This is a genomic window from Cryobacterium sp. Hh11 (genome assembly GCF_004404045.1).
GTDB lineage: Bacteria > Actinomycetota > Actinomycetes > Actinomycetales > Microbacteriaceae > Cryobacterium > Cryobacterium levicorallinum.
In genome coordinates, this window is the sequence record NZ_SOHF01000007.1 from 37,017 (window position 1) to 61,703 (window position 24,687).

General features: G+C 64.6%; 22 protein-coding genes and 1 pseudogene. 9 read left to right on the forward strand and 14 right to left on the reverse strand.

The features are described 5' to 3' along the window. Positions 1 to 22 precede the first annotated feature (22 nt). Both E3T46_RS02145 and E3T46_RS18155 read right to left on the reverse strand, forming a co-directional pair. Positions 23 to 889: an EamA family transporter gene (locus tag E3T46_RS02145; RefSeq protein WP_134577289.1), complete on the reverse strand. Its 867-nt coding sequence runs from the start codon at positions 887 to 889 to the stop codon at positions 23 to 25. Continuing rightward, a complete protein-coding gene (locus tag E3T46_RS18155; RefSeq protein WP_174845365.1) occupies positions 886 to 1,050 on the reverse strand; it encodes a hypothetical protein in 165 nt (54 codons plus the stop codon). Before E3T46_RS18155 ends, E3T46_RS02145 begins: the two co-directional genes overlap by 4 nt. 144 nt (positions 1,051 to 1,194) lie before the next feature. Here E3T46_RS18155 and E3T46_RS02150 point away from each other — a divergent pair, with 144 nt between their 5' ends. Next, the gene (locus E3T46_RS02150) at positions 1,195 to 1,656 is read left to right on the forward strand and encodes a DUF3817 domain-containing protein (RefSeq protein WP_134577290.1); all 462 of its coding nucleotides are present in this window, start codon (positions 1,195 to 1,197) and stop codon (positions 1,654 to 1,656) included. Positions 1,657 to 1,726: 70 nt separating this feature from the next. On the opposite strand, the gene E3T46_RS02155 is transcribed toward E3T46_RS02150, so the two are convergent. Both E3T46_RS02155 and E3T46_RS02160 read right to left on the reverse strand, forming a co-directional pair. Then, a complete protein-coding gene (locus E3T46_RS02155) occupies positions 1,727 to 2,965 on the reverse strand; it encodes an alcohol dehydrogenase catalytic domain-containing protein (RefSeq protein ID WP_241980411.1) in 1,239 nt (412 codons plus the stop codon). Between the two features lie 2 nt (positions 2,966 to 2,967). Beyond that, positions 2,968 to 3,732, reverse strand: coding sequence for a phosphonatase-like hydrolase (locus E3T46_RS02160; protein ID WP_134577291.1), 765 nt, complete (start codon positions 3,730 to 3,732; stop codon positions 2,968 to 2,970). A 331-nt stretch (positions 3,733 to 4,063) separates the two neighbouring features. Here E3T46_RS02160 and E3T46_RS02165 point away from each other — a divergent pair, with 331 nt between their 5' ends. Both E3T46_RS02165 and E3T46_RS02170 read left to right on the forward strand, forming a co-directional pair. Beyond that, positions 4,064 to 5,659 (forward strand): AMP-binding protein, encoded by a 1,596-nt coding sequence (locus E3T46_RS02165; RefSeq protein ID WP_198419093.1) that lies wholly within the window; start codon positions 4,064 to 4,066, stop codon positions 5,657 to 5,659. A gap of 173 nt (positions 5,660 to 5,832) precedes the next feature. Beyond that, the gene (locus E3T46_RS02170; protein ID WP_134577293.1) at positions 5,833 to 6,501 is read left to right on the forward strand and encodes a hypothetical protein; all 669 of its coding nucleotides are present in this window, start codon (positions 5,833 to 5,835) and stop codon (positions 6,499 to 6,501) included. A gap of 60 nt (positions 6,502 to 6,561) precedes the next feature. Here E3T46_RS02170 and E3T46_RS02175 read toward each other — a convergent pair whose 3' ends face one another. After that, positions 6,562 to 6,870, reverse strand: a complete 309-nt coding sequence (locus E3T46_RS02175) for a hypothetical protein (protein ID WP_134577294.1) — start codon at positions 6,868 to 6,870, stop codon at positions 6,562 to 6,564. 169 nt (positions 6,871 to 7,039) lie between these two features. Continuing rightward, positions 7,040 to 7,885, reverse strand: coding sequence for an endonuclease/exonuclease/phosphatase family protein (locus tag E3T46_RS02180; protein WP_134577295.1), 846 nt, complete (start codon positions 7,883 to 7,885; stop codon positions 7,040 to 7,042). 417 nt (positions 7,886 to 8,302) lie between these two features. Between E3T46_RS02180 and E3T46_RS02185 the strand changes: the two genes are divergently transcribed. From E3T46_RS02185 to E3T46_RS02210, 6 genes are all read left to right on the forward strand, one after another. Then, a complete protein-coding gene (locus E3T46_RS02185; protein WP_134577296.1) occupies positions 8,303 to 9,286 on the forward strand; it encodes an ABC transporter permease in 984 nt (327 codons plus the stop codon). Between the two features lie 70 nt (positions 9,287 to 9,356). Then, complete coding sequence (locus E3T46_RS02190) at positions 9,357 to 10,208, forward strand: ABC transporter permease (protein WP_134577297.1); 852 nt, start codon at positions 9,357 to 9,359, stop codon at positions 10,206 to 10,208. Next, positions 10,205 to 12,265: an ABC transporter ATP-binding protein gene (locus E3T46_RS02195; RefSeq protein ID WP_134577298.1), complete on the forward strand. Its 2,061-nt coding sequence runs from the start codon at positions 10,205 to 10,207 to the stop codon at positions 12,263 to 12,265. The genes E3T46_RS02190 and E3T46_RS02195 overlap by 4 nt, the downstream gene beginning before the upstream one ends. Before the next feature lie 97 nt (positions 12,266 to 12,362). Beyond that, the gene (locus tag E3T46_RS02200; RefSeq protein ID WP_134577299.1) at positions 12,363 to 14,066 is read left to right on the forward strand and encodes an ABC transporter family substrate-binding protein; all 1,704 of its coding nucleotides are present in this window, start codon (positions 12,363 to 12,365) and stop codon (positions 14,064 to 14,066) included. Positions 14,067 to 14,277: 211 nt separating this feature from the next. Continuing rightward, positions 14,278 to 16,584 carry a phosphoribosylformylglycinamidine synthase subunit PurL gene (gene purL, locus E3T46_RS02205; RefSeq protein ID WP_134577300.1) on the forward strand — a complete coding sequence of 769 codons (2,307 nt, stop codon included), beginning with the start codon at positions 14,278 to 14,280 and terminating at the stop codon, positions 16,582 to 16,584. Between the two features lie 134 nt (positions 16,585 to 16,718). Then, positions 16,719 to 17,630, forward strand: a complete 912-nt coding sequence (locus E3T46_RS02210) for a DUF559 domain-containing protein (RefSeq protein WP_134577301.1) — start codon at positions 16,719 to 16,721, stop codon at positions 17,628 to 17,630. Between the two features lie 75 nt (positions 17,631 to 17,705). Here E3T46_RS02210 and E3T46_RS02215 read toward each other — a convergent pair whose 3' ends face one another. The 8 genes and pseudogenes from E3T46_RS02215 to E3T46_RS02250 all read right to left on the reverse strand — a co-directional run bounded on the left by E3T46_RS02215 (position 17,706) and on the right by E3T46_RS02250 (position 24,649). Beyond that, positions 17,706 to 18,716, reverse strand: a complete 1,011-nt coding sequence (locus E3T46_RS02215; protein ID WP_134577302.1) for an aldo/keto reductase — start codon at positions 18,714 to 18,716, stop codon at positions 17,706 to 17,708. 116 nt (positions 18,717 to 18,832) lie between these two features. Beyond that, complete coding sequence (locus E3T46_RS02220; protein ID WP_241980412.1) at positions 18,833 to 19,768, reverse strand: SDR family NAD(P)-dependent oxidoreductase; 936 nt, start codon at positions 19,766 to 19,768, stop codon at positions 18,833 to 18,835. A gap of 199 nt (positions 19,769 to 19,967) precedes the next feature. Continuing rightward, positions 19,968 to 20,279: pseudogene (locus E3T46_RS18325) on the reverse strand (chorismate mutase); the annotation flags it as partial. 28 nt (positions 20,280 to 20,307) lie between these two features. Further along, positions 20,308 to 21,267 (reverse strand): DMT family transporter, encoded by a 960-nt coding sequence (locus tag E3T46_RS02230; protein WP_347232599.1) that lies wholly within the window; start codon positions 21,265 to 21,267, stop codon positions 20,308 to 20,310. Between the two features lie 190 nt (positions 21,268 to 21,457). After that, positions 21,458 to 22,273, reverse strand: coding sequence for a GNAT family protein (locus E3T46_RS02235; protein ID WP_134577304.1), 816 nt, complete (start codon positions 22,271 to 22,273; stop codon positions 21,458 to 21,460). Between the two features lie 41 nt (positions 22,274 to 22,314). Next, the gene (locus tag E3T46_RS02240) at positions 22,315 to 23,601 is read right to left on the reverse strand and encodes an adenylosuccinate synthase (protein WP_134577305.1); all 1,287 of its coding nucleotides are present in this window, start codon (positions 23,599 to 23,601) and stop codon (positions 22,315 to 22,317) included. After that, positions 23,602 to 24,087, reverse strand: coding sequence for a DUF3151 domain-containing protein (locus tag E3T46_RS02245; RefSeq protein ID WP_092447899.1), 486 nt, complete (start codon positions 24,085 to 24,087; stop codon positions 23,602 to 23,604). A gap of 193 nt (positions 24,088 to 24,280) precedes the next feature. Then, positions 24,281 to 24,649 (reverse strand): nuclear transport factor 2 family protein, encoded by a 369-nt coding sequence (locus E3T46_RS02250; RefSeq protein ID WP_104135897.1) that lies wholly within the window; start codon positions 24,647 to 24,649, stop codon positions 24,281 to 24,283. Positions 24,650 to 24,687 lie beyond the last annotated feature (38 nt).

Genomic DNA, 24,687 nt, shown 5'->3' on the forward strand with positions numbered 1-24,687 from the left:
ATCCGCTTGGCGAGCCGGGCAGCTAGCCGTTGGCGGCGATGGCGGCGACCGCGGCCAGGGCGAGGCCCATGCCGGCGACCTGCCAGCCGCCGACCCGTTCCTTGAGTACGAGCACCGCGAGCAACACGGTCACGGCCGGGTAGAGCGCCACGAGTACCGACACCAGCGACAGCAGGCCACCCTGCAGCGCGTAGAGCAGCGCGATCGTGGCAATGACGTCGAGCGTCGCCACGACTACGGCGAGGCCGAGAATCGCCAGCGGCGGCCTGCCCAACTGCCGGGTTCCAGTCGCCACCGCGATGACGATAACGGATGCCACGGTGCGCGCCACCACCAGCGGCCACAGCCCGGTGCCGACCTCAATCTCGTTGGTGAAGATAAAACTCAAGGCGAAGCAGACGCCGGATCCCACCGTAAACCAGGCCACCCGGCGGGTGAACCGCGGAGCATTGGCCCCGGAGACGGTGTGGTCTTCGACCCCCTTCGGCTCGCGGCTCACCATGATCACCGCGACGATCGCCAGCGCAATTCCGGCGTAGGAGATGCCCGAGGGCCGCTCCCCGATCAGCACTCCCACAATGACCGGAATTCCGGCGACGATCACGGCGGTAAGCGGCGACACCACGCTCATCGGCCCCTCGGCGAGGGCGATGTAGAACCACCACATGGCCAGGGCCATCACCACGCCGGACGCCGCGCCGAACAGCATCGACCGCCAGGAGAACTCGCCGCCGACGAACGCGGCAGAGACGGCGATAATCAGGGCCGAGATCGGATACGACAGGAGGACGACCCGGAGTGCGGCCACCCGGCGGGACGCGATGCCGCCGAGAAAGTCGCTCATACCATAGGCCGCGGCCGAAACGAGGGCGAGCACGACCCCGATCATGCCGCAGCCGGGCGGTTAGGGCGGGGCGAAAGCGTGCGCATGGGTTCACCGTAGCAGCGGCCGGGTACGGCGATGCGCATCCACTTGTAGCGCCCGAACTTGCTGACCAGCCAGCCGGTACCGATCGAGCTGATCGGCAGCGCGGCCATCATCGGGATCATCAGGAACCCGGCCTCGGTTGCGCCACTGCAAATTTCTAGTTATGCATGTTTCTTGGCGAACGCTCAGGCGTGCCCGCCGGGGGTTGTTCAGCTGCGGCTGCGACGATGGGAATGCCCCTCCCCTGCCCTGAGTTGAAAGTCACCATGACCCCGCGCCTGCTGTTTCGTTCCGTCGCCATTGCCGAAGCCATTACCTGGGCGCTGCTGCTCACCGGGATGTTCCTGAAATATGTCCTGCAGGTCGGGGAGCTCGGGGTGCAGATCGGCGGGTTCCTGCACGGCCTCGTTTTCATCGCCTTCGGCCTGACGGCCGGGTTCGTCGGCGTCAACCAGCACTGGGGCCCGAAGCTCACCGCGATCGCCATGGTCACCGCGATCGTTCCGTTCGTCACGATCTCCCTCGACCGCGGGCTGGAGAAGAAGGGTCTGCTGGACGGCGATTGGCGCCGTACTCGCACCGATGATCCCCGCGATCAGACCGGGGTGAGCGCCCTGCTCCGCTGGGTGCTGGCCCGCCCGGTGCTGCTCGTGACAGCCATGGCGGTCGCCCTGATGTCGATCATGGCAACGCTGCTCACGCTCGGCCCGCCCGGCGGCGCCAGCTAGCCTCCCCCTCAATACGGATTCAATGGGGACGAGGCCCGTTCACAGCGATGGAGCGAAACGGCGGGGCAGGTCAGCCTAGAGTAGCGGGCTGCTGCGGGGTGATTCCGACGCGGGGGTAGCGGGTGGTGGCGGCGAGCAAGAGGGCAGAATCCGCTTTCACGAGGGGAAACGTCGTCCCCACCAGTGCCGAAAACGGATGCCGATGCCAGCCGCCGCTCAGATAGGTCACCGCCTGCTGCAGATCGGCCGGCGTGTAGTTGTGCACACCGCGCAGCGTAATCAGGCGGCGCACCATCGACTCCGGGTCGAGCAGCACCGGCTCCCCCGGCGAAACGCTCCCGACCAGCACGACGACTCCGCCGATGCCGATCAGATCGATGACGGTTTGCACCGCCGTTTGGGCACCGCTCAGTTCCAGCGCGATCGTCGGCTCGGCCGCACCGGCATCCTGCAGCGCGGCGAGAACGCTCGCCACCCCGGTCGGCGACTCGCCGGGCGCACTCGGGTCTGCAACGGCGGCCGCTCCGAAAGCCAGCGCGAGCTGGCGCCGCGCAGCATCCGGGTCGCTCACGACCACGCGGGCACCGGCATCCGTCGCCATGGCGCAGGCCGTCAACCCGAGCATCCCCGCACCGGTTACCAGCACCGTGGCTCCGGCCAGCGGCACCAAAGCGGATGCCGCAGCCAGCGCGGCGACGACCGTCGCGGTCGCGCAGGAGGCCGGCGCGAGCACCGACGCCGGAACCTGCTCGTCCACCACCACGATCGCCGTGCCGGCATGCACCTGGACGTGGGTGGCGAAGCCGCCGCTGAGTTCCCAGCCCCGCTGCATCCGTTCGTGGCCGTAGGTGGCCAGCTCGAGGCATTTCTGCGGGACTCCGCGGCGGCAACGGGGGCACGTTCCACAGCTCACGGTGACCGACCACACCACGCGCTGCCCCACCCGCAGAGGTATTCCATTTGCGGCATATGCCGGGTCGCCGGTCGCGACGATGCGACCGACCTGCTCGTGGCCGAGCACGAGCGGCTTCGCGGCCGGGCGGTGCCCCAGCGCCGTGTGCACGTCGGAGCCGCAGACGGTCGCCAACTCGACCTCGACCAGCACGTCGCCGGGACGCAGCAGCACTCCCGGCACCGCCACGCACTCCAGCGGCAGGCCTGCTCCCAACCAGACCATCGCCTCGGCGGTGCGCGGCAGCACGATCTCGCGGCCGAGCCGGTAGCCGCTCACCGGCAGTCCATCCCCGGCAGCGGTCGCCAGCATCCCGTCCGTCGACGGTGGCCTCGAGTGCGGGTCCGTTTTCGACATGACTACTCGATCGTTTCCTCACGCAGGCCGAGCAGCTCGGCGAGGTCGGCCACGCTGTCAATGACCACGTCAGCTCCGGCATCCTCCAGGGTCTCGGTGTCATGGGTACCGGTGCGCACGCCGACCACGAGTCCAGCGCCCGCACTCAGCCCGGAGAGCATGTCGCTGGCGGTGTCTCCCACGACGACCATCGCCGCGACGCTGGACGTACCGGTGCGTAATAAGGCGGTGAGCGGCAGGTCAGGATAGGGGCGGCCGCGACCGGCTTCGGCCGGGCACAGGCTCACATCGATCAGATCGCTCCAGCCCAGGGCGTCAATCAGCGTGTCCTGGGTCGCGCGGGAGAAACCGGTGACCAGGGCAATTTTCAGGCCGTTGTCGCGCAGCTCCTGAAACAGGTCGGACGTACCATCGATCGCGCTCACCCCGACCCGCTCGACGAGTTCACCGTAGGCGGTTTCAAAGGCTTCCGTGGCTGCCAGGGCATCCTCTTCGGAGTCGGTCAGTTCGCGAAAGACATCCAGCTTGGACTGGCCCATGGTTTCACGCACAAAGGCGACGGCCTCTTCCAACGCGTCGGCGGTGTCGGCGATGCCGCTGCGTTGCGCTGCCAGCACAAACGCCCGCTCGACGAGTCCGTTGTCGCTCACTGTGGTTCCGGCCATGTCGAAAACGACGAGTTCAACCTCGACGTCGTCCGGTTCGAAATCATCGAGGTCGAGGTCGAGGTCTGAGTCCAGGTCGGGAGAGAGCGGTGCGGTACTCATGAAATGCCTTTCAGAGAGGTGATCGCAGACAGTGGAAATGACGTGCTCGCCGAGACCGGTCGTCACACCGATTCCGATCGTGGCCGATGCCAGCGCGGCCAGGACGTTCTGCAACGCTAGGCAGACCACGCCAACAGCCAAGGCGACCCGGGTAACCGGCAGGTGAACGCGCCATGGCAATTGGGCTCCGTGACACCCGGTCACCGCGCCACCTGCCGGCGAACGCGCCAGCTACACCTGGCGCCGAGATCGACACTTTCGTGACATGCACAGTTTCGCGCCAGCCCCGAGCGGTACGGTGAACCGCCGCACCCGATCAAAGGAGATCCCCGTGTTCACGAGCCCCTACGCTCCGGTCGAGATTCCCAACCTGAGCATTTTCGATTTTCTGTTCGGCGATTTGACCGAGGCCGAGCTCGAGCGCACCGCGGTGATCGACGGGGCCACGGGCGAGGCACTCAGCTATCGCACCCTGGTCGACCAGATCACCCGAGTGGCTGGCTCTCTCGCCGCCCAGGGCGTCGGTCCCGGCACGGTCATCGGCCTGCTCTGCCCCAACACACCAGAGTTCACCGCCGTCTTCCACGGTATTCTGCGCGCCGGCGCCACGGTCACCACCATCAATTCGCTCTACACCCCTGACGACATCCAGCGTCAGCTGGCCGACTCCGGCGCGACCTGGCTTGTGACCGTCTCGCCACTGCTGCCCGGCGCCAAGGCTGCAGCCCACGCCGCTGGCATTCCCGACGAGCACATCGTGGTGATCGACGGCGAGCCGGGGCATCCGTCGCTGGCTGATTTGCTGGCAGCGGATGCCGCAGCGCCGGTCGTGACCATCGTCCCGGCCACGCACGTGGCCGTTTTGCCGTACTCCTCGGGCACGACAGCGGCGCCGAAGGGCGTCATGCTCAGCCACCGCAACCTGGTCGCGAACGTGCAGCAAGCGCGGGACCTGATCGGCGTCGTGCCCGAAGACAGGGTGCTCGCACTGCTGCCGTTCTACCACATCTACGGAATGACGGTTCTGCTCAACCTCGCCTTCAAACAGCGGGCCGCCCTCGTCACGATGGCGAAGTTCGACTTCGTCGAATTTCTACGAATGATTCAGGATCATCGCTGCAGCTACGTGTTCATCGCGCCGCCGATTGCGGTCGCCGTGGCGAAGCATCCGCTCGTCGAAAGCTACGACCTGTCGAGCGTGCACACGATCCTCTCCGGCGCTGCACCGCTCGACGGCACCCTCGCCGCGGCCGTCGCCGCCCGGCTGGACTGCCGCATTCTGCAGGGCTACGGTATGACCGAGGTCAGCCCGGTGAGCCACCTGATTCCGATCGACGCGCCGCACCTGTCGCGCGCCTCGGTCGGGGTGACCGTGCCGAACATGGACTGCAAGCTCATGTCGACCGAAACCGGCGAGGAGATCGAGGTGCCCGCAGCGGGGGTGAGTGAGCCTGGCGAGTTGCTCGTGCGCGGCCCCAACGTGATGCTCGGCTATCTGAACAACGAGCAGGCCACCCGCGAGACCATCGACACCGACGGTTTTTTGCACACCGGCGACATCGCCACGGTGAGTGCGCTCGGCGAGGTGACCATCGTCGACCGCAGCAAGGAGCTGATCAAGTACAAGGGCTACCAGATCGCGCCGGCCGAGCTCGAGGCGCTGCTGCTCACCCATCCGCGCATCAAGGATGCGGCCGTGATCGGGGTAGCGGATGCCGACGGCCAGGAAATTCCCAAGGCCTTCGTCGTCACCGTGGCTGAGTCGGCGGTCACGGCCGAGGAGGTCATGGCCTTTGTCAGCGAGCGGGTAGCCCCGCACAAGAAGGTGCGCGCGGTCGAGTTCATCGAGCTGATTCCGAAGTCGGCCTCCGGCAAGATTCTGCGTAAGGACCTTCGCGCGCGGGAGCGTGCCGCGATGCTTCAGTAGGACGACGCCCCGGCGGTGAAGATGGATGCGGCGGCCTGAGCGGCCGGGCCCCTGTTCGGTCACAGCGATCCCCGACCTCTCGGCCACCCGGCGGGAGCCGGCGAGGTGCAAACCCTCGCCGGTGAATCCACACGATGCCTGTCGGTGCCGGGCCGAAGTGGATAGTGTGAATTGTGGCTTCCCGACTTCCCGCACGGGTGTGGCTTCCCGCCGACACCGCCCTGTGGACAACCTGTCATATCGTGTCCGATGTGGTGAAGAAGCGACCGATAAAATCGCACATCCAAACGCTGTTTCCGTTGTCGCCCGGCGTGACGGCGCTGACCATGGGCGGGCTCCTCGTCGACGCGTTCTACGCCGCCGGAGACGGTTCGTACGCACAATCCAGGTCCTTCGCCTTTGGAACAGGCCTGTTTGGCCTCGCTCTCGCAGCCGGCACTCTGGCGGTGAGAGCCGCCGGCAACTCGAATGCGCGCAACCGTGCGGCAGCGGATGCCCAAATGGCGTGGCGCCCACTGTTTGGCGGAACCATCTTCGTCACCACACATGGCTTCTACCTGCAGACGAGGGAGGGGCTATTTGAGTGGACCTGGGACTCCATCGACCTCATGCAGCTGGTCGGCTACAACTGCCTGATCTTGCAGGGCCGGTCGAGCACTGGACCGATTACGTGGCGCGTCAACTCGGAGTGGGCGGAGCTCGTGTTTGCGCTCTGGGCTCTCGCGCGGCATCCGTCTCACCCGCAATTGCAGGACGGCTCATGGCTGCCGGCCAACTGGCTCGAATGGGCAACTCATCAGGGCTATCGACCGCACCTGGACCGGCCCCAAATCAGCGGCTAATGAGCGTCAGCGGTTGGCCGCTGATGCGCGAGGGAGCGTGCCTTTAGACATGCGGGCAGGTCAATTCGCGCTGACGGGAATGCCACCCATCAGCACCGTCATCAGCAGGATCACCCAGAGCGCCGGGAGCACCGACACCACGTTCAGCACCAGCGCCACGATCGCCAGGCGCTTGGGACGATTCTTCATCGCGATGGCGACGACGGCCGCGGCTGCGCCGATCGTCAGAATGGGGACGTAGATGGCGTAGAGCGACAGCGGCCCGACAATGAACATGAACTCGGAGCCGGTCCGGATCGGCTGGGCGAACCCGATCGCGGTGGAAATGAATATGGTCAAGGCTCCGGCGATCCAGAACCAGAACGCCATCAGCGCGACGATGCTGCGACGATGCTGCGACGAGGCGCTCTCTCGGCGACCTCAGCTGGAATGACGGGTGGATCGGCACTGCTCATGATTTCCCCTTAAACCGGGAATGGTCACATCCCCTCCCGCCAGCCTAGAGTCCCGCCAGATTCGGTCCCTCCCGCAAAACAGGTCAGCGCTCGAGCCTCGGGGCGGTGCCGGCGAGATTCACGACGGCCTGTATCGCGGCGTGGTCCGACGGCCAGTCGCCCTCAAAATGCGTCACGTTAATGGCAGCCTTCAGCACGGTGGCGCTGGGCGTGACGAGGAGCCAGTCGATGCGTTTGAGATTGCGCCGCGGAAGGCGGTAGTTCAGAAACGTTCCCCACTCTTCGGTGAGGCGTTCTTCTGCTGTTTTCCAGGTATCCAGCAGCAGGCCCTGACCGGTGATCCGGTCAAAGGGGGCGGTATTCGCATCCGTGTTGAAATCGCCGGTCACGATAGTGGGCAGCATCGATGCAGCCACGATTCGTCGAACCGCGTCGGCGGATCTCAGCCGCGAGGTGCGGGAGCGGTGGTCAAAGTGAGTGTTCACGACCTGAAAATCGATGCCGGTGGCGATATCGTGAAAGAGCGCGTCGACGACGACCCGCGGAGTGTGATTACCCCACGAGGTGGATCCCGGCTGCGTCGGTGTGTCGGAGAGGGCCGTCTGCTTCCACTCAAGCACGCTCAGTCGACGGGAATCGTAAAAGATCGGACAGCCTTCCCCGCCCTTGTTGGATTCTCGGCCATAACCGATCGAGCGGTAACGGTCGCCAAGCGCGTGACGCACAAAGTTTGCCTGGTCGAACAGTGCTTCCTGCACACCGATCAGCGCGGGCTGTTCCGCCGCGAGCAGGCGTTTCAGCAGGGGCCGGCGGCGCACCCACCGATCGGGGCTGCGCGCGTTGAGATGCGGCAGGCGTCGACGGATGTTGAAACTCATGACATGCAGATCCGGCGCGGCGACGGGGCCGACGAGTGCGCTGTCTGTCATTGAGGCAGTCTATGGTCGCGCTCGGCGTGGCATTCCACAAAGCCGCAACCGACGCTATCGATGGCCACTGGAGGAGTAAGTTTCTCCCCCAAAACGGGGGTCAGACCGGTTGCGATTTTCCCGGCACTGATGGTCATTCAGCAACGTTCCGCACCCGTCGATGAGGCGGTCTTCTGCGGGATCCCTGGCATCCAGCATCGGCGCGTAAAGAGAGCTGCCGCTCGTCTCCCAGGAGACACGATGGCGAGCTTTGACTATCGCGACGGACATCAGCCGTGACACACTGCGATAGTACGAATGTTCTGCACATGTTCACCCGACGTAAACAAACGACGGTCGCATGTGCACACAGCACATACTGACTCAGCGTTGCGTCGGCGATCCTGACACGCGCTTTCACTGCAGAAAGACAAGCTCTTGATCAAGTACTTGATACGTCGCTTCGCCGGCTGGATGCTCATGATCGTGGTCGCGACGACTTTGACTTACTTCTTGGCCTGGGGATTTCTTGACCCGCGCAACAACTACGTTGGACGTCGCCCACCCCTGTCAGAGGACCAGATAGTCCAACTGCTCCAACCGCGAAACCTCAGCGATACCGTTCCGCTCCTGGAGCGTTGGTGGAGCTGGTTCTCCGGCATCATCTTCCGCTGGGATTGGGGAGTAAGCCCGGTCGGCCAGTCGGTGAATGATCAAGTGGCCTATCGCATGTGGGTGAGCGCAGAGCTCGTACTCGGCGCCACGATACTCGCCACCGTCTTGGGGATTGCTCTCGGCGTGTACACCGCGTCCAGACAGTACAAGATTGCCGACCGCATCGGTCAGGCCACCTCGATCGTCACGATGAACATCAATATCGTCGTGGCGGCTCTCGGAATCGTGCTCCTGGCGATCGGTTTCAACAACATGGTGGGAACGACGGTGTTCTTCGTCACCGGCTCGGCGAGTCCGGATGTTACGGGATTCTTCCCCATTACCATTGACGCCCTGCAGCATCTTATTTTGCCGACCGTCGCACTCGTGATCATTGGCTATGCCGGCACCCATTTCCTTCAGCGTTCACTGCTGCTCGACAATATCAACGCCGACTACGTGCGCACCGCCCGCGCCAAGGGCCTGACGAAGGCGCAGGCCATTCGCAAGCACGCGCTGCGCACCTCGCTCATTCCGGTCGCAACACAGGTGGCGTTCACAATCCCCACCGTTTTCATGGGTGCGATCCTCACCGAGTCGATTTTCGGATGGAATGGCATGGGCCGCTACTTTCTCGAAACCATTTCAAAGAATGACATCCATGGAACCGTCGCGATTGCCGCGTTTGGCGCGGTTCTGACCGCGATCGGAGCGCTGCTCGCCGACATCGCCGTCGTTGTTCTCGATCCGAGAGTGCGGGTGAGCTGAGATGCCCAGGAATTCAATCCAACCGGCCGTCGGACCAGAGACCACTGCTATTCGGCTACCCCGAAAACGGATGTCGAAGTGGGAGCTCTACTCCAGGCGTTTTCGGCGCAATCGTCCGGCGGTCGCGGGCCTGGTGATCTTCGCCGTTCTCGTGCTGTTCGCGCTCGTTGCTCCCCTGCTTGCGCGCTACGACCACATTGAGCTCGATTTTCTCAATATCGGTGAGCCGCCGAGCGGCGAACACTGGTTTGGCACCACGAGCGCGGGCAACGACACCTTCGCCCAGGTGGCAATCGGCCTGCAACGCTCACTCATGATTGCCGTCGCAGTCTCGGTGGGAACCACGGTGATTTCTGCAGTGGTTGGCACCGCGGCCGCATACTTCAGCGGCATGTTCGAGCGGCTCACACTGCTGCTCATTCATTTCCTGATGGTCGTGCCCACATTCCTGCTTCTGGCAATGTTCTCCAACGACTCCGGCGGAGACTGGCGCATTATTTCGCTCATCATGATTCTCATCGGGTGGTTCTTCCCCGCTCGGGTGATCTGGACGATGGCTCTCTCACTGCGTGAACGAGAGTATGTGCACGCCGCCCGCTACATGGGCGTGCCGGGTATGAAGATCGTGCTGCGCCACCTGCTGCCCAACATCGGTTCGCTTCTGGTGATCAACTTCACTCTTGGTGTGGTTGCCGCGGTGATGATCGAGACCGGTCTGTCGTTCCTCGGCTTCGGTGTCAAGATCCCTGATGTCTCGCTCGGCTCACTGATTGGCTCCGGGGCAAACACCATCACCAGCGCACCGTGGTTGTTCTATTTTCCAGCCGCCGCGCTCACGCTACTCACGGTCTCGATGGCCCTCGTCGCTGACGGCCTGAGGGACGCGCTCGACCCGACTTCGGCCGCTGGAGGGCGAGCATGACCAACCCACTCCTTTCTGTTCGCGACCTCAAGGTCAGTTTCCCCTCGGAGACGGGCACGGTCGACGCCGTACGCGGCATCTCGTTCGACCTCAAGGCGGGTCGCACACTCGGCGTTGTCGGCGAGTCCGGTTCGGGCAAGTCGGTCACGTCGCTGGCGATCATGGGGCTGCTGGACGAGAACGTCAGGGTCTCTGGCTCAATCACTTTCGACGGCCAGGAGCTACTGGGCAAATCTGACAAGCAGCTCTCCGCGATCCGGGGCAATGGTTTGGCGATGATCTTTCAAGACCCGCTGTCGTCGCTCACCCCGGTCTTCAGCATTGGTGACCAGCTTATTGAGGCGCTCACCGTTCATCGCAAGCTCTCGAAGCGTGCAGCGTGGGCTCGTGCCGTCGAACTGCTCGAGACCGTTGGGCTTCCCAATCCCGAACGGCGCATGAAGTCCTTCCCCCACGAGTTCTCTGGCGGGATGCGCCAACGAGTGGTGATTGCGATCGCGATGGCCAACAAGCCGAAACTTATCATCGCCGACGAGCCGACAACCGCCCTCGATGTGACGATCCAGGCCCAGATTCTCGACCTGATCGCCAAAGCCCAGAGCGAGACCGGTGCCGCCGTCATCATGATCACTCACGACATGGGGGTCGTCGCCAAAACCGCGGACGATGTGCTGGTGATGTATGCGGGCAGGCCGGTCGAGAAGGCCCCCGTGCACGAGCTCTTCCACCGCACGCGCATGCCGTACTCCATTGGTCTCCTTGGCGCGATCCCCCGGGTCGACAAGGCCGAAAAACAGCCCCTTGTACCGGTCAAGGGAAACCCGCCGCTGCTGATCAATCTTCCGGATGCGTGCCCCTTTGCGGCGCGCTGTCCGATCGTTATCGATGCCTGTCATTCGCGCGAACCTGACCTCGTGGCCGTTGGCAACGACGAGGCGGGCGAACACCACGCTGCGTGCATCCGTTCACACGAAATTACCGACGGTGGCCTCATCGATGGGCACCCAGTGTTTCCCGTGCCAGATATCCCCGAGCGCGCTCTGGCGGGCGTGCCCCGTGAGGATCGGCCGGTGACACTCGAAGTACGCAATTTAACCAAGACCTTTCCCCTGATGAAGGGGGCCTTCCTGAAACGCAAGGTTGGGGAGGTCCATGCAATCCGTGGAATATCGTTTGACATCCGTGAGGGCGAGACGATGGCGATCGTCGGCGAATCGGGTTGCGGCAAGACCACGACGCTGCTGCAAATCATGGATCTGGTCGAACAGGTCGATGGCGACATCCTCCTCGGCGGGACCAGCGTCGCCGATGTGCGTCGCGGTCACGCCGAGCGCACCCTGCGGCGTGACATCCAGATCGTGTTTCAAGACCCGATGGGCGCCCTCGACCCGCGCATGACGGTGGCCGATATCATCGCCGAGCCGTTACGTGCGATCGGAACCAAGAAAGCTGAGGGCGAAAGCCGGGTCGATGAGCTGATGGACCTGGTCGGCCTCGACCCAACGCACAGCAACCGTTTTCCGTCCGCGTTCTCGGGAGGCCAACGCCAACGCATCGGTATCGCCCGAGCCCTGGCTACCAACCCCAAGATTGTGGTGCTTGATGAACCCGTCTCGGCTCTCGATGTTTCCATCCAGGCTGGCGTGATCAACCTGCTCGATGAGCTCAAGGCCAAGCTGGGCCTGTCCTACCTCTTCGTCGCGCACGACCTCTCCGTCGTTCGACACATCGCTGATCGCGTGGCCGTCATGTATCTGGGCGCTTTCGTTGAGCATGGCAGCGTCGACGAGATCTTCGAGAACCCCCAGCATCCCTATACGCAGGCTTTGCTCTCGGCGATTCCTATCCCGGATCCGGACATCGAGCGCACCCGCGAACGCATCGTGCTCAGCGGTGACCTGGCAAGCGCCACCGATCACATTGGGGGCTGCTCGTTCGCCAACAGGTGCCAGCTCTTCAAGGTTCTGCCACCAGAGAAGCAGGCACGTTGTCTTGGCGAAGTGCCGCCGTTGACCGGGTTAGAGAACACCCATCGCAACGCATGCCATTTCAGATAAAGCGTCTCAGCTCAGTGAGCGTTGACACCGTTCGGGTGTCACGGTTCCTGGCCGGAGTTGATTTTCCCATATCCAGCCCCACACAGTAAGGAACGGTATGAATCAGCACAGAAAGCTCCTTGGAATTATCGCACTGGGCGGTGTTCTCACCCTCGGTATCAGCGGTTGCACCGCGGCAGGTGACCCCGGTGACGATGGCGGAGGCACCATTGCAGTCTCGTCCGCTGATTACAATCCCCAACCACGCGAAAACCTCCAGGAGGGTGGCGAAGTGGTCTTCCCGATCACGGAGATCACCCCGCAGATGAACCCGTCCAATGGCGACGCGAGCGCGGACACCTCACGCCTCGCGTCGTGGTACACGCCACAGATTCTGCTCATGGAAGAAGACGGCACGCCCTACAAGAACGATGCCTACCTCGACGACTGGGAATTCGGCACCGCGGACGGCAAGACCTTCGTCAACTTCACCATCAACGACGACGCAGTCTGGAACGATGGCGCACCCATCGACTGGAAGGCGTTCGAAGCAACCTGGATCGCGAACCGCTCCTACGAAGAGGGCTACAGCCCCAATGCCACTGACGGTTACAAGGAGATCGAGTCGGTCACCAAGGGCGAAACAGATAAGCAGGCCGTCGTCACCTTCAAAGGTGAATTTGCGTGGCCTCAGATGCTCTTCACCACTGTGCTCAACCCCAAGGTGAACACGCCCGAAATCTTCAACGAGGGCTACATTGACGAACCGCACGCTGAGTGGGGCGCCGGGCCGTACAAACTCAGCAACTTCGACATCAACGGCGGAACCGTGGTGTTTGAGCCAAACGAAAATTGGTGGGGCGAGAAGCCGCTGCTCGACAAGGTGACCTTTCGTCAGCTGGACCGCGCAGCATCCATCAACGCCTTCAAAAACGGCGAGATCGATATGGCCAGCACCAACACCAAGGACCGCCTCGAGCAGGTCAAGGATATGGATGGGGTCGTGACGCACCGGGCTCAGCAGACGGCCAACACGCTACTGCAGGTTGACTCCGACAAGCCACAGTTCCAGGACATCAATGTTCGTAAGGCATTCTTCATGGCTGTTGACGTGGAGCAGCAGAAGAAGGTCGTCTGGAACGGTCTGAACTACGAAGAGGATCCCGCTGGTTCGTTCACGCTGTACGCCTTCCAGCCCGACTACGTCAACGCGCTTGACGAGGCCGGCTACAAGTTTGACCTCGAAGGCGCAAAGGGTCTGCTTGACGAGGCCGGCTGGACCGCGGGCGAGGACGGAATTCGCGCGAAGGATGGCGTCGCCCTCGCGTTGACCTACCCCATATTCAGCGACGACCCCGTGCAGGAGGCTGCCGCCAAGGCTTTGCAGCAGCAGCTGAAGGCCGCCGGTTTTGCTGTCACCATCGACACGCGGTCGCCTCAGGACTTCTCGACCGACTACTCCACGAAGAACTGGGACATATTTTCGCTTCGCTTCACTGCCTCTGACCCCTTCGGTGCGGCATGGTTCTGCCAGATCTACTGCTCCGACAGTGGGCTCAACCTCTCCGGAACGGGAACTCCCGAGATCGACGCGAAGATTCACGACCAGCTTGAGTCGATCTCCGACCCCAAGGAGCAGACGGTCCAGGCGATGAAGCTCGAAGCCGAGATCCTCGCCGAGACCTGGGGCATCTTCCCGATGTATAACGGACCAGAAATTTGGACTGTCAAGGAAGGCCTCGCAAATCTCACTCCCGAGCCCTACGTTGGCTTGGACCTCTTCGGCGTGCAGCCCGTCGAGAACATGGGTTGGGAGAAGTAGGGACTGACCTTCTGAACCCAACAGGGCGGGTCGGGTGCTGCGGCATCCGACCTGCCCGTTTTTCGTTGGGGGCAGAGCTGAGCCGAGTAGTCCTCCCTGCGGGCCGAAGGCACCCGATTCCCGTCTGCCGCACCATGCCGATATCGGCATAACGGGGCGACCGGTAGACTGACCGGGTCAAGCATCCGCTATATCGGGGAGAATTCCACACGTGACCGCTGTTTCCAATACCTCTTCCCGCGGCGTCGCCGACACCGTTTCCAACGCCATTGCGACGCCGGAGAAGGAGCAGCCCTACGGCGCGCTCGGGCTCAAGGCCGATGAGTACGCGAAGATTCGCGAAATTCTGGGCCGCCGCCCAACGAGTGGCGAGCTCGCCATGTACTCGGTGATGTGGAGCGAGCACTGCTCCTATAAAAGCTCGAAGATGTACCTGCGCCAGTTCGGCGACAAGGTCACCCCCGCCATGAAGAAGAACCTCATGGTCGGCATGGGCGAGAACGCCGGCGTGCTCGACGTCGGCGAAGGCTGGGCGGTCACCTTCAAGATCGAATCGCACAACCACCCCTCCTACATTGAGCCGTTCCAGGGCGCCGCGACCGGCGTCGGCGGCATCGTGCGCGACATCATCTCGATGGGCGCCCGCCCGGTCGCCGTGATGGACGCCCTCCGCTTCGGCGATATCAACGATCCAGACACAGCCCGTGTCGTGCACGGCGTCGTCAGCGGCATCAGCTTCTACGGTAACTGCCTCGGCCTGCCCAACATCGGCGGCGAAACGGTGTTCGACCGGGTCTACCAGGGCAACCCGCTGGTCAACGCGCTCTCGGTCGGCGTGCTGCGCCACGAAGACCTGCACCTCGCCAACGCCCGCGGCGTCGGCAATCAGGTCGTATTGTTCGGAGCCCGCACCGGCGGCGACGGCATCGGCGGGGCATCCATTCTCGCCTCGGACACGTTCAGCGCCGGCGGACCGACCAAGCGCCCCGCGGTGCAGGTCGGCGACCCGTTCGCCGAGAAGGTACTCATCGAGTGCTGCCTCGAACTGTTCGCGGGCAAGCTCGTCGAGGGTATTCAGGACCTCGGCGCGGCCGGCATCAGCTGCGCCACTTCTGAGCTCGCCTCGAACGGTGACGGCGGCATGTTCATCGAACTCGAGAAGGTTCTGCTGCGCGACCCGACGCTCACCGCCGAAGAGATTCTGATGAGCGAGAGTCAGGAACGCATGATGGCGATCGTCACTCCCGAGAAGCTCGCGGGTTTTCTCGCCGTCACGAAGAAGTGGGACGTTGAGACCAGCGTGCTCGGCGAGGTCACCGACACCGGCCGACTGATCATCAACTGGCACGGCGAAGAAATCGTCAACGTGCTGCCGCGCACCGTGGCCGTCGACGGCCCGGTCTACGAGCGCCCGCTCGCCTACCCCACCTGGATCGACGCCCTACAGGCCGACACCGCCTCCGTGCTGCCTCGTGCACTCGACGGCGAGACCCTGCGCGAGCAGTTCCTCGACCTGCTCGGCTCGCCCAACCTGGCCGACCCGAGCTGGATCACCGACCAGTACGACCACTACGTGCAGGGCAACACGGCGCTATCCTTTCCCGACGACGGCGGCATGATCCGCGTCGACGAAGAGTCGGGCCTCGGCTTCGCGATCGCCACCGACGCGAACGGCCGCTACTGCCAGCTCGACCCGTACCGCGGCGCGCAGCTCGCTCTCGCCGAGGCGTACCGCAATGTCGCCGCGACCGGCGCCGTTCCGGCCGGGGTCAGCGACTGCCTCAACTTCGGCTCGCCCGAGAACCCCGAGGTCATGTGGCAGTTCCGTGAGGCCGTCACGGCCCTCGCCGACGGATGCCTCGAGCTGGAGATTCCTGTCACCGGCGGCAATGTCTCGTTCTACAACCAGACCGGCGACCAGCCGATCCACCCGACGCCGGTCGTGGCCGTGCTCGGCGTGATCGACGACGTCGCCCGCCGCATCCCCAGCGGCTGGCAGGACGACGGCCACAACATCTACCTGCTCGGCGAGACCCGCCTCGAGCTGGACGGCTCGGCCTGGGCCGGAGTGGTGCACGACCACCTCGGTGGTCGTCCGCCGGTCGTGGATCTAGGCCGCGAGAAGGCCCTCGCCGGTCTGCTGCACGCCGCGTCGAAGGAAGCCCTGATCGACAGCGCGCACGACCTCAGTGAGGGCGGGCTCGCCCAGGCCCTCGCCGAAGCCGTGATGCGCTTCGGGGTGGGCGCACGGGTCTGGCTGGGTGACATCTGCGGGCGCGACGGGGTGGACGCATCCACTGCCCTGTTCTCGGAGTCAGCCGGTCGCGTCATCGTCAGCGTGCCGCGCGAAGACGACGTGAAGTTTCTCGGGCTGTGTGCCGGCCGCTACATTCCGGTGCTGCGCATCGGTGTGACGGACAATACCCTGCACGCCCTGGAGGTGCAGGACGTCTTCGCCGCGACTCTCTCGGAGATGCGCAATCGTCACCAATCCCGTCTCCCCGCCGCCTTCGCCTAGCTAGCTCGCGAGAGCGCAAAAAGTGCCCGATTGAGAGGTTCAATCGGGCACTTTTTGCGCTCTCGCGAACCTTGCCAGGGGCTTGGGGTGTGGATAACTCTTGGGACTCGTTGAAGTTGGGTCACACTGTGGGCATGAATCGGTCTCACAGACTTCCACCGGACTTTGACGGTCGTCCATTCAGCACGGCCGAGGGCAGTGGCGCCGGCCTAACCAAGAAGCGGATGCGGGCGTCCGACTTGGCGCGTCCCTATCCGGCCACGCGCACCCCGCGTGGAAAGAACAACTCGGTAGACCTGCTCATCCACACCTACGCCCACCGCATGTCCGAATCAGACTTTTTCAGCCATGTGACTGCTGCTCGCGTGCACGGGCTCCCACTGCCCTACGCCGTCGAACGCACCCAAACCATTCATGTCTCAACCGAAGCACCCGCGCTGCGCGACCGGGTACGCGGGGTTCGCGGCCACCACGTCGCCCCCCAGACAGTCACCGTGGTTGACGTTCAGGGCCTGCACGTCACGAGCGCGGTCGACACCTGGTGTCAGCTGTCCACCATGCTTGGACTCGACGACTTGATCCGGATCGGCGACGCACTCATGCGCCGCAAGCATCCGTTCGCAACGACGCGCGACTTGCTCACCGCCGTTCGTCGCTATTCGGGACACCGGGGCGTGAAACTCCTGCGCGAGGCGCTAATTTGGATTCGACCGGGCGTCGACTCACCCCGCGAGACCGACCTGCGGCTGCTGATCGTGCGGTCCGGCCTGCCCGAGCCCGAGGTCAATGGCCTGATTCTGGGCCGCACCGGCGTGAAACTTGCCACCGGAGACCTGGTCTTTCGCCGGTACCGTGTTCTGCTCGAGTACGACGGCGGGCAGCATCGCACCGACGAGAACCAGTACCACTGGGACGTTGACCGCCTCGACGCGCTCATGGAGGAGACCTGGCGGGTCATCCGCATCAACAAATCCCACCTCCACAATCCGTCCGAGGTGATCCGCAGGGTGACGGTGGCGCTCATGGCCGGCGGCTGGCGGCCGTGAGCCGAGAGCGCAAAAAGTGCCCGATTGAGAGGTTCAATCGGGCACTTTTTGCGCTCTCGCGAGGAAGGCGAGTCGCTATTCGCGGCCGGCGGAGACCCACTGGGGGTTGAATGACCGGCCGGCGACGACGCGGTCGGCGAGCGCGTCCAGGCGCTCGACGTGCGCAGCATCGAGACGGATGCCCGCGGCCGCCAGGTTCTCGTCCACGCGCTCAATAAACCTTGAGCCGGGGATGGGCGACACGGCAACCCCAAGAGCGCGACCCTTGTCATAAATCCACGCGAGCGCCACCTGAGCCGGTGACACCCCGGCCTCACGAGCCACCGCCAGCACCTCGTCAAGCACTGGCTGGTTGGCGGCGAGAGCCTCAGGGGCGAACCGGGGAAACTTGTGGCGACCGTCGCCGTCGGTGAGCGAGGCACGGTCGAAGAGTCCGGTGAGCCATTGGCGCCCGAGCGGCGAGTACGGAACGAACCCGACTCCCAGCTCGATCGCCGTCGGAATAACGTGCCGCTCGACGTCCCGGCTGATAATGCTCCACTCAGACTGCACCGCAGCGATCGGGTGCACGGCCACCGCGCGCCGCAGCTCATCACCGGTCGGTTCGGACAAGCCGATGTGGCGAATCTTTCCCGCCTGAACCAGCTCGGCGAGTGCACCGACGGTTTCTTCGATCGGCACTTCGGGGTCGACCCGGTGCTGGTAATAGAGGTCGAGGTGGTCGGTGCCGAGGCAGGCGAGACTCAGGTCGATCTGCTCGAACACGTAGGCACGGTCACCGCGGATGCCCCGCGCTCCAATACCGCCACCAGAGAGGATGCCGAACTTACTCGCCAGCTGAACCTCATCGCGCCGGGTGGCGATCAAGCGCGCGATGATCTGCTCGCTCAACCCGTTGCCGTAGACGTTGGCCGTGTCGATGAAGGTGAGGCCGGAGTCAACAGCATGCGTCACCGTGCGCAGGGCGTCATCGGGGTCGATGGGTCCGTAGACCGGAGTGAGCGACATACCTCCGTATCCCTGCAGGCTGACAGTGAGGCCGTCGCCCAGTGTGACTGCGGTCAGGGTGGCGGGAGTTGTACTCATTTGGTCAGGATAGCGGCGTGGCGACACGATGCCACGCGTATTACGTCACGCGAGAGCGCAAAAAGTGCCCGATTGGACCTCTCAATCGGGCACTTTTTGCGCTTTCGCGAGAGGGATTAGACGAAGGGTGCACCGATGAGGGTTTCGGCTCGCTCCCAGAGACGCGCCGCCACGGCACGGTCGCGGGAGGTGCGGGTGGCGGGCTGACGCACGGGGCGGCCACGGGTGAGCAGGCGCGGGCCGAAGTAGTCGCCACCGTGGGCATCCGGGTCGATTGCAGCACGCACGGTCGACCAGGCGCCGTGGTGCTTGCCCTGCGCGCCGACCACGGTTTGCGCACCGTCGATCACCCGTTTGATCCGCGAGACGCTATTGACACCGGGAATGGTCGGAGTCAGCCCCGAAATGGAATATCCCGGATGTGCCACCAGGGATTGCACCATGCCGGCGCCGGTCGCCCGTAGCCTCCGGTCAAGTTCGAACCCGAACACCTGCATGGCGATCTTGGATTGCGCGTACGCCTTCCACCCGTTATACGTGGTGGCGAGCTGCAGATCATCGAGGGACGAGTCCATAAGTCGGGAAATCAGCGACCCGAGCGACACCACCCGGCTGCCGGGCGTGCGGCGCAAGGCCGTAAGGGTGCCGGCGGTGAGCGCAAAGTGGCCCAGAAAGTTCGTCGCGAAGATGAGCTCGTTGCCGTCGAGGCTCACCTGCCGGTCGGCAGACGGGTGCACGATTCCGGCGTTCAGAATCAGACCGTCGAGACGCGGCAGAGCACGCAGGGTCTCGCTGACCTCGCGCACCGACTGCAGGTCTGATACATCCAGCTGCAGCACAGAAACGGATGCCCCGGGCGCGCGATCGCGGATGGCCGCCGCCGCGGCATCCGCTTTCAGGGTGTTGCGGCAGGCCAGAATGACGTGCGCGCCAGCCCCAGCGAGTTGCTCACTGGTGAAATAGCCCAGGCCCGCGTTGGCGCCGGTGACCACGAAGGTCTTGCCGCTCTGGTCGGGGAGGGAGCGCGGATCCCAGCTCACGTTGCTGACCACACGGTTCCCACAGCGCGGCGCCGAACGATCACGACGCCCGGCTCGGTGCATGCGCGGTCGGCGGGTGCGGCACCGGGTGCGTCGCAGTGGGCACAGCAGTCTTAGCGGGCACAGCAGTCTTAGCAGTCACAGTCGCCGACCCAGCCGGACGCCCGGCCGCAGCCCCAGCGGCCCGTCCCACCACGACCGGCTCGCCGCCGGCGATCTTCACGTGGTGGTGGATCACTTCGGCGATGATGAAATTGAGGAACTTCTCGGCGAAGGCCGGGTCGAGGTGCGCTTCTTCGGCGAGCCCGCGCAGGCGATCGATCTGCATGAGCTCACGCGCCGGGTCGGCGGCCGGCAACCCGTGGGCAGCCTTCAGACGCCCGACCTGCTGGGTGAATTTGAACCGCTCGGCCAGCAGATGAATGAGCGCGGCGTCGATATTATCGATGCTCTCGCGAATGCTGTGCAGCTGGTCGATCGCAGCCGCGTCGGCTTCTGGGGGTAGTTCCTCGTGTACGGCCATGGTTTTACGATAATGCATGCTGCCCGCGTCAAACGGATGCCGCCGCCTCCCGGCCCCGCACCCCGAACCCCCCGAGCCGCAACCGTTTCTGCGTGAGCAGGATGCCCATGAGCACCAGCAGCGCCCCGGTCGGTTCGTGCCAGGAGAACGTTTCGGTCAGCACGAGCACCCCTAGAATAACGCCGACGACGGGTGTCACGTAGGTCACCGTGGACGCGTTGGTCGGGCCCCACGCGCGCAGCACGTTGATGTTCCAGATGTAGGTGACTCCGGTGCCGAGGGCACCCAAAGCCAGCAGACACAGCACGATCGGCAGCGTCAATTGCACCGGGCTCCAGGCCAGCACGGGAGTCAGCAGCAACATAATGCCGCCGCCGATGCCGATATTGAGAAAGGCGAAGGTGCTGCCGGCGATTGGCCGGCCGCTCAGAAAACGACGCGTGTAGCCATAGGTGAAGCCGTAGCTGACGGCCGCGCCGAGGCAGGCGAGCTGACCCCAGAAGTCGCCGGTGAGCGAGGAATATTGCCACGGACCGATGATCACGACGACGCCGAAAATGCCGAGCATTACCCCGGCCACCTGGGCGCGCGCGAGCTTCTCCACCCGAAACGCCAGCGTCGCCAGGAGCGCCGTCATGATCGGAGTGACCGCGTTGTAGATGCTCGCCAGGCTCGACGAGACGTACTGTTCGGCCCAGGCGAAGAGCAGGTGCGGAATCACGCATCCGGTGATCGCAATGACCAGAAAGTGCAGCCAGACCACGCCTTCGCGCGGCAGCACCGGCCCGTTGTTCACCCGCGGCCGGTTCACGAGCACGATCAGGCCGAGGGTGAGTCCGCCGAGCACGAGTCTGGACCAAGCGACCTGACCGAAGCTGACCCCGTCGAGCGCGATCTTGATGAACAGAAAGCTGGAGCCCCAGATCAGCCCCATACCGAGAAATTGCAGGGTGACGAGGGTCTTGCTGGCGGCAGGCTGTGGGGGCACGGTCCGAGCCTATAGTGGGCGTCGGCGCACCAGCGCCCCGCCGAGCTCAACGTCTGAAAAGCGCCGAAGAATGGCAGCAGATGCCGCACCCGGCCGGCGGGAATTCCCGCCAATCGGGGATCAACCGCCGCACAATTCGGCGATTTTCAGCGCGCCGAGCACCTCGTGGAGGGCACGAACGCCCCGGCCACTACTGCGAGGTATCGGCCCCGGCATTTCGTTCCGCGTCAAAGCCGGCCGCCGCACGGGTCGAACCCGGCGCGGCTCCGGGCGCCGCCCCCGGCAGATCCGGCGTGCTCCCGCCGTTCACGCCGCTGCGCACGCCGCTCTGCGGGCCACCGCCGCTGATCGTGCCGCCCGGCCCGGCCTTGCGCAGGCTCCGATAGGACACGAACCGGGACTCGAATGCGGAGAGGCGGGCCTCGAGTCCGGCGCGAACGGCCGGCCACTCATCGGCGAGGATCGAGTAGACCGCGCTGTCGCGCCAGGTGCCGTCGGCGCGGGGGCGATCCCGGCGGAGGATGCCTTCAAAGGTGGCTCCGATACCGAGGATGGCGGCGCGGGAACGCTCGTTGATGGCATCCGCTTGAATTTTGACCCGGCCGAAACCATTGTCGAAGGCGGTGCCGAGCACGAGCAGCTTGGTCTCCGCGTTGACGGCGGTGCCCCAGACGCGGGGGTCGTACGCGGTCCAGCCGAGGTGAATCGACTCGTTGACGACATCGATGTCGCCGAGGGTCGTGGTGCCGACGACGTCGCCGTCGTGCGCGCCGCCGAGCAGGCGCACCACGTAGGGCAGACTCTCCCACTGAAAGTAGGTGTCGGCCCATTGGATAAACCCGTCCACGTCCCGGTGCAACGCTGCCGGGCCACCGCCGAAGCCGGCGGCGAACACCTCGGGGCGAGCGATGGCGCGGTGCAGGTCGGGCAGCACCGCGCTGCCGAGCGGTTGCAGTTGCACAAAACGACCGGTCAGGGTCACGGAATGGGGTCTCAGGGCGCTCACCCGCCCAGTGTGGCAGGTCAACCCCGAAACGGGTAGCGGCTTTAGTCGATCAAGTCGTGCCGCACCACGATGGCTTCACGGCCCGGGCCGACGCCGATCGCCGATATGCGCGATCCGCTCATGGCTTCGAGCGCGAGCACGTAGTTCTGCGCGGCTTGCGGCAGCTCCTCGAACGTGCGCACACCGGTGATGTCCTCGGTCCAACCGGGAAAGTTCTCGTAGATCGGCACGGCGTGGTGAAAGTCGCTCTGCGAGACGGGCACCTCGTCGACGCGCACGCCGTCGACCGAGTAGGCCACGCAGACCGGAATCTCGGCCAGGCCGGTGAGCACGTCGAGCTTGGTGAGCACGAAGTCGGTGACACCGTTGATGCGGGCGGTGTACCGGGCGATCGGGGCGTCGTACCAGCCGCAGCGACGCGGACGACCGGTCGTGGTGCCGAACTCGAAACCGTTGGCGCGCAGGTACTCGCCGGACTCGTCGAACAGCTCGGTCGGGAACGGCCCGCTGCCGACGCGGGTCGTGTAGGCCTTGACCACGGCGATGACGCGGTCGATGCGGTTGGGTGCGATACCGGAACCGGTCACCGCGCCGCCCGAGGTGGCGTTCGACGACGTGACGAAGGGGTAGGTGCCGTGGTCGACGTCGAGCATGGTGGCCTGGCCCCCCTCGAACAAGACGGTCTTGCCGGCCATCAGCGCCTGGTGCAGCAGCAACGCGGTGTCGGTGACCATCGGGCGCAGTCGTTCGGCGTAACCGAGCAGCTCGGTGACGATCTCCTCGGCCTCGATGGCGCGACGGTTGTACACCTTGACCAGCATGTGGTTCTTCTGGTCCAGGGCGCCCTCGACCTTCTGGCGCAAAATGTTCTCGTCGAACAGGTCCTGCACGCGGATGCCGACGCGGTTGATCTTGTCGGCGTACGCCGGGCCGATGCCGCGCCCGGTGGTGCCGATCTGGCGTTTTCCGAGAAAACGCTCGGTGACCTTGTCGAGGGTGCGGTGGTACGCCGTGATGACGTGCGCGTTCAGGCTGACCTTGAGCCGGGAGACGTCGACACCGCGCTCCATCAGCGCGTCGAGCTCTTCGAACAGCACCTCGACGTCGACGACCACGCCGTTCGCGATGACCGGGGTCACTCCGGGGCTCAGGATGCCCGACGGCAGCAGGTGCAGCGCATACTTCTCCTCACCGATGACAACGGTGTGTCCGGCGTTGTTGCCGCCGTTGAACTTGACGACATAGTCGACCCGGCTACCGAGCAGGTCGGTGGCCTTGCCCTTGCCCTCGTCGCCCCACTGGGCTCCGATGAGTACGATCGCGGGCATTTAGTCTTCTCCTCGAATAACAAAGGCTTCGGTCGGCGGCGCCGGGTCGAAGCCGGGGCTGCCGGTGTAACGGGCTCCAATGATGTCAATGGCGCTCGCATCGGCATCCGTCAAAAAAGCGGTGAGACGGATGACCTCGTCGGCCTCACCGATCTCTTCGGCACCGCGGCGCAGCGCGAACAGGGCGCGAAGCACCCCGCGGTTGGGTTCGTGGCGCCACGGAATGGGGCCGTGGCCGCGCCAGCCGGCCTTGCGCAGGGCGTCGAGTCCGCGGTGATAACCGACCCGAGCATAGGCGTACGACTCGAGCACACGACCCTCGGAATGGGTGGCATCGGCCAGCTCAGCCCAGGCCAGCGGCGACGTCGGGTGCACCTGCACCACAGCGGCGATCTCGCTCCACGCGGTTCGGCGAAGGGCCTCGAGCACCTCCGGTTCCGCGGGAAGAAGGGTCTCGGGCTCTGAAATCAAATTGTCGCCGGTCACACTGAATCCTACCAAGACCGCAGGCCGCCGCTTTCGGTGCGCTGCCACCCCTGTCTCGTGACCGCGCCCCATGTCTCGCGCCCGACATCTCGTGACCGCGCCCGATATCGGTGGGCGCTACGTACGGTTGCCGTAGCGAGCACCCACATCGGGCGCGCTCATGCACGCCAGACTGCTGAACGGATGGGCCAGGCTACGCTGGGCTCTGCTGCCGGGCGGCGACGCGCCAGCCACCGTTGACGAACAGATAGGTGGTCGACATGTTCAGTTCGGCCACCACCTCACCGCGCCGGGCAATTGCCTTGTAGACGACGACACCGGCGTGCTCGCCGAGGCGAATGATGGCGGGCTCGTGAATGCCGTAGCTCTCCCACGGCGCCGCCTGATCAAAGTAGGCGGTGACCTGGTCGCGCGTGATGACAGCGCCCGGCACGATCATCAACCCGTCGTCGGTCATTTCGCGCTGGTAGTAGGCGCCGCCCGTACCGCCCAGAATGGCCTCCCATCCGGCGTTTTCTTCGTGCAGCAGGCGGGCGGGTAGATCGTCAGTGATCGCAGTCATACCGTCACGCTAGCCCCAAACCGTCACCGAATGAAGGA

Coding starts and splice junctions, on each gene's coding strand:
- E3T46_RS02160 (WP_134577291.1), bottom strand. CDS start 3,732: ATGAGTACCGCACCGCTCTCTCCCGACCTGGACTCAGACCTCGACCTC.
- E3T46_RS02250 (WP_104135897.1), bottom strand. CDS start 24,649: ATGACTGCGATCACTGACGATCTACCCGCCCGCCTGCTGCACGAAGAA.
- E3T46_RS02190 (WP_134577297.1), top strand. CDS start 9,357: ATGTCGAAGTGGGAGCTCTACTCCAGGCGTTTTCGGCGCAATCGTCCG.
- E3T46_RS18155 (WP_174845365.1), bottom strand. CDS start 1,050: ATGATCCCGATGATGGCCGCGCTGCCGATCAGCTCGATCGGTACCGGC.
- E3T46_RS02210 (WP_134577301.1), top strand. CDS start 16,719: ATGAATCGGTCTCACAGACTTCCACCGGACTTTGACGGTCGTCCATTC.
- E3T46_RS02175 (WP_134577294.1), bottom strand. CDS start 6,870: ATGGCGTTCTGGTTCTGGATCGCCGGAGCCTTGACCATATTCATTTCC.
- E3T46_RS02145 (WP_134577289.1), bottom strand. CDS start 889: ATGATCGGGGTCGTGCTCGCCCTCGTTTCGGCCGCGGCCTATGGTATG.
- E3T46_RS02150 (WP_134577290.1), top strand. CDS start 1,195: ATGACCCCGCGCCTGCTGTTTCGTTCCGTCGCCATTGCCGAAGCCATT.
- E3T46_RS02200 (WP_134577299.1), top strand. CDS start 12,363: ATGAATCAGCACAGAAAGCTCCTTGGAATTATCGCACTGGGCGGTGTT.
- E3T46_RS02155 (WP_241980411.1), bottom strand. CDS start 2,965: ATGTCGAAAACGGACCCGCACTCGAGGCCACCGTCGACGGACGGGATG.
- E3T46_RS02240 (WP_134577305.1), bottom strand. CDS start 23,601: ATGCCCGCGATCGTACTCATCGGAGCCCAGTGGGGCGACGAGGGCAAG.
- E3T46_RS02195 (WP_134577298.1), top strand. CDS start 10,205: ATGACCAACCCACTCCTTTCTGTTCGCGACCTCAAGGTCAGTTTCCCC.
- E3T46_RS02215 (WP_134577302.1), bottom strand. CDS start 18,716: ATGAGTACAACTCCCGCCACCCTGACCGCAGTCACACTGGGCGACGGC.
- E3T46_RS02180 (WP_134577295.1), bottom strand. CDS start 7,885: ATGACAGACAGCGCACTCGTCGGCCCCGTCGCCGCGCCGGATCTGCAT.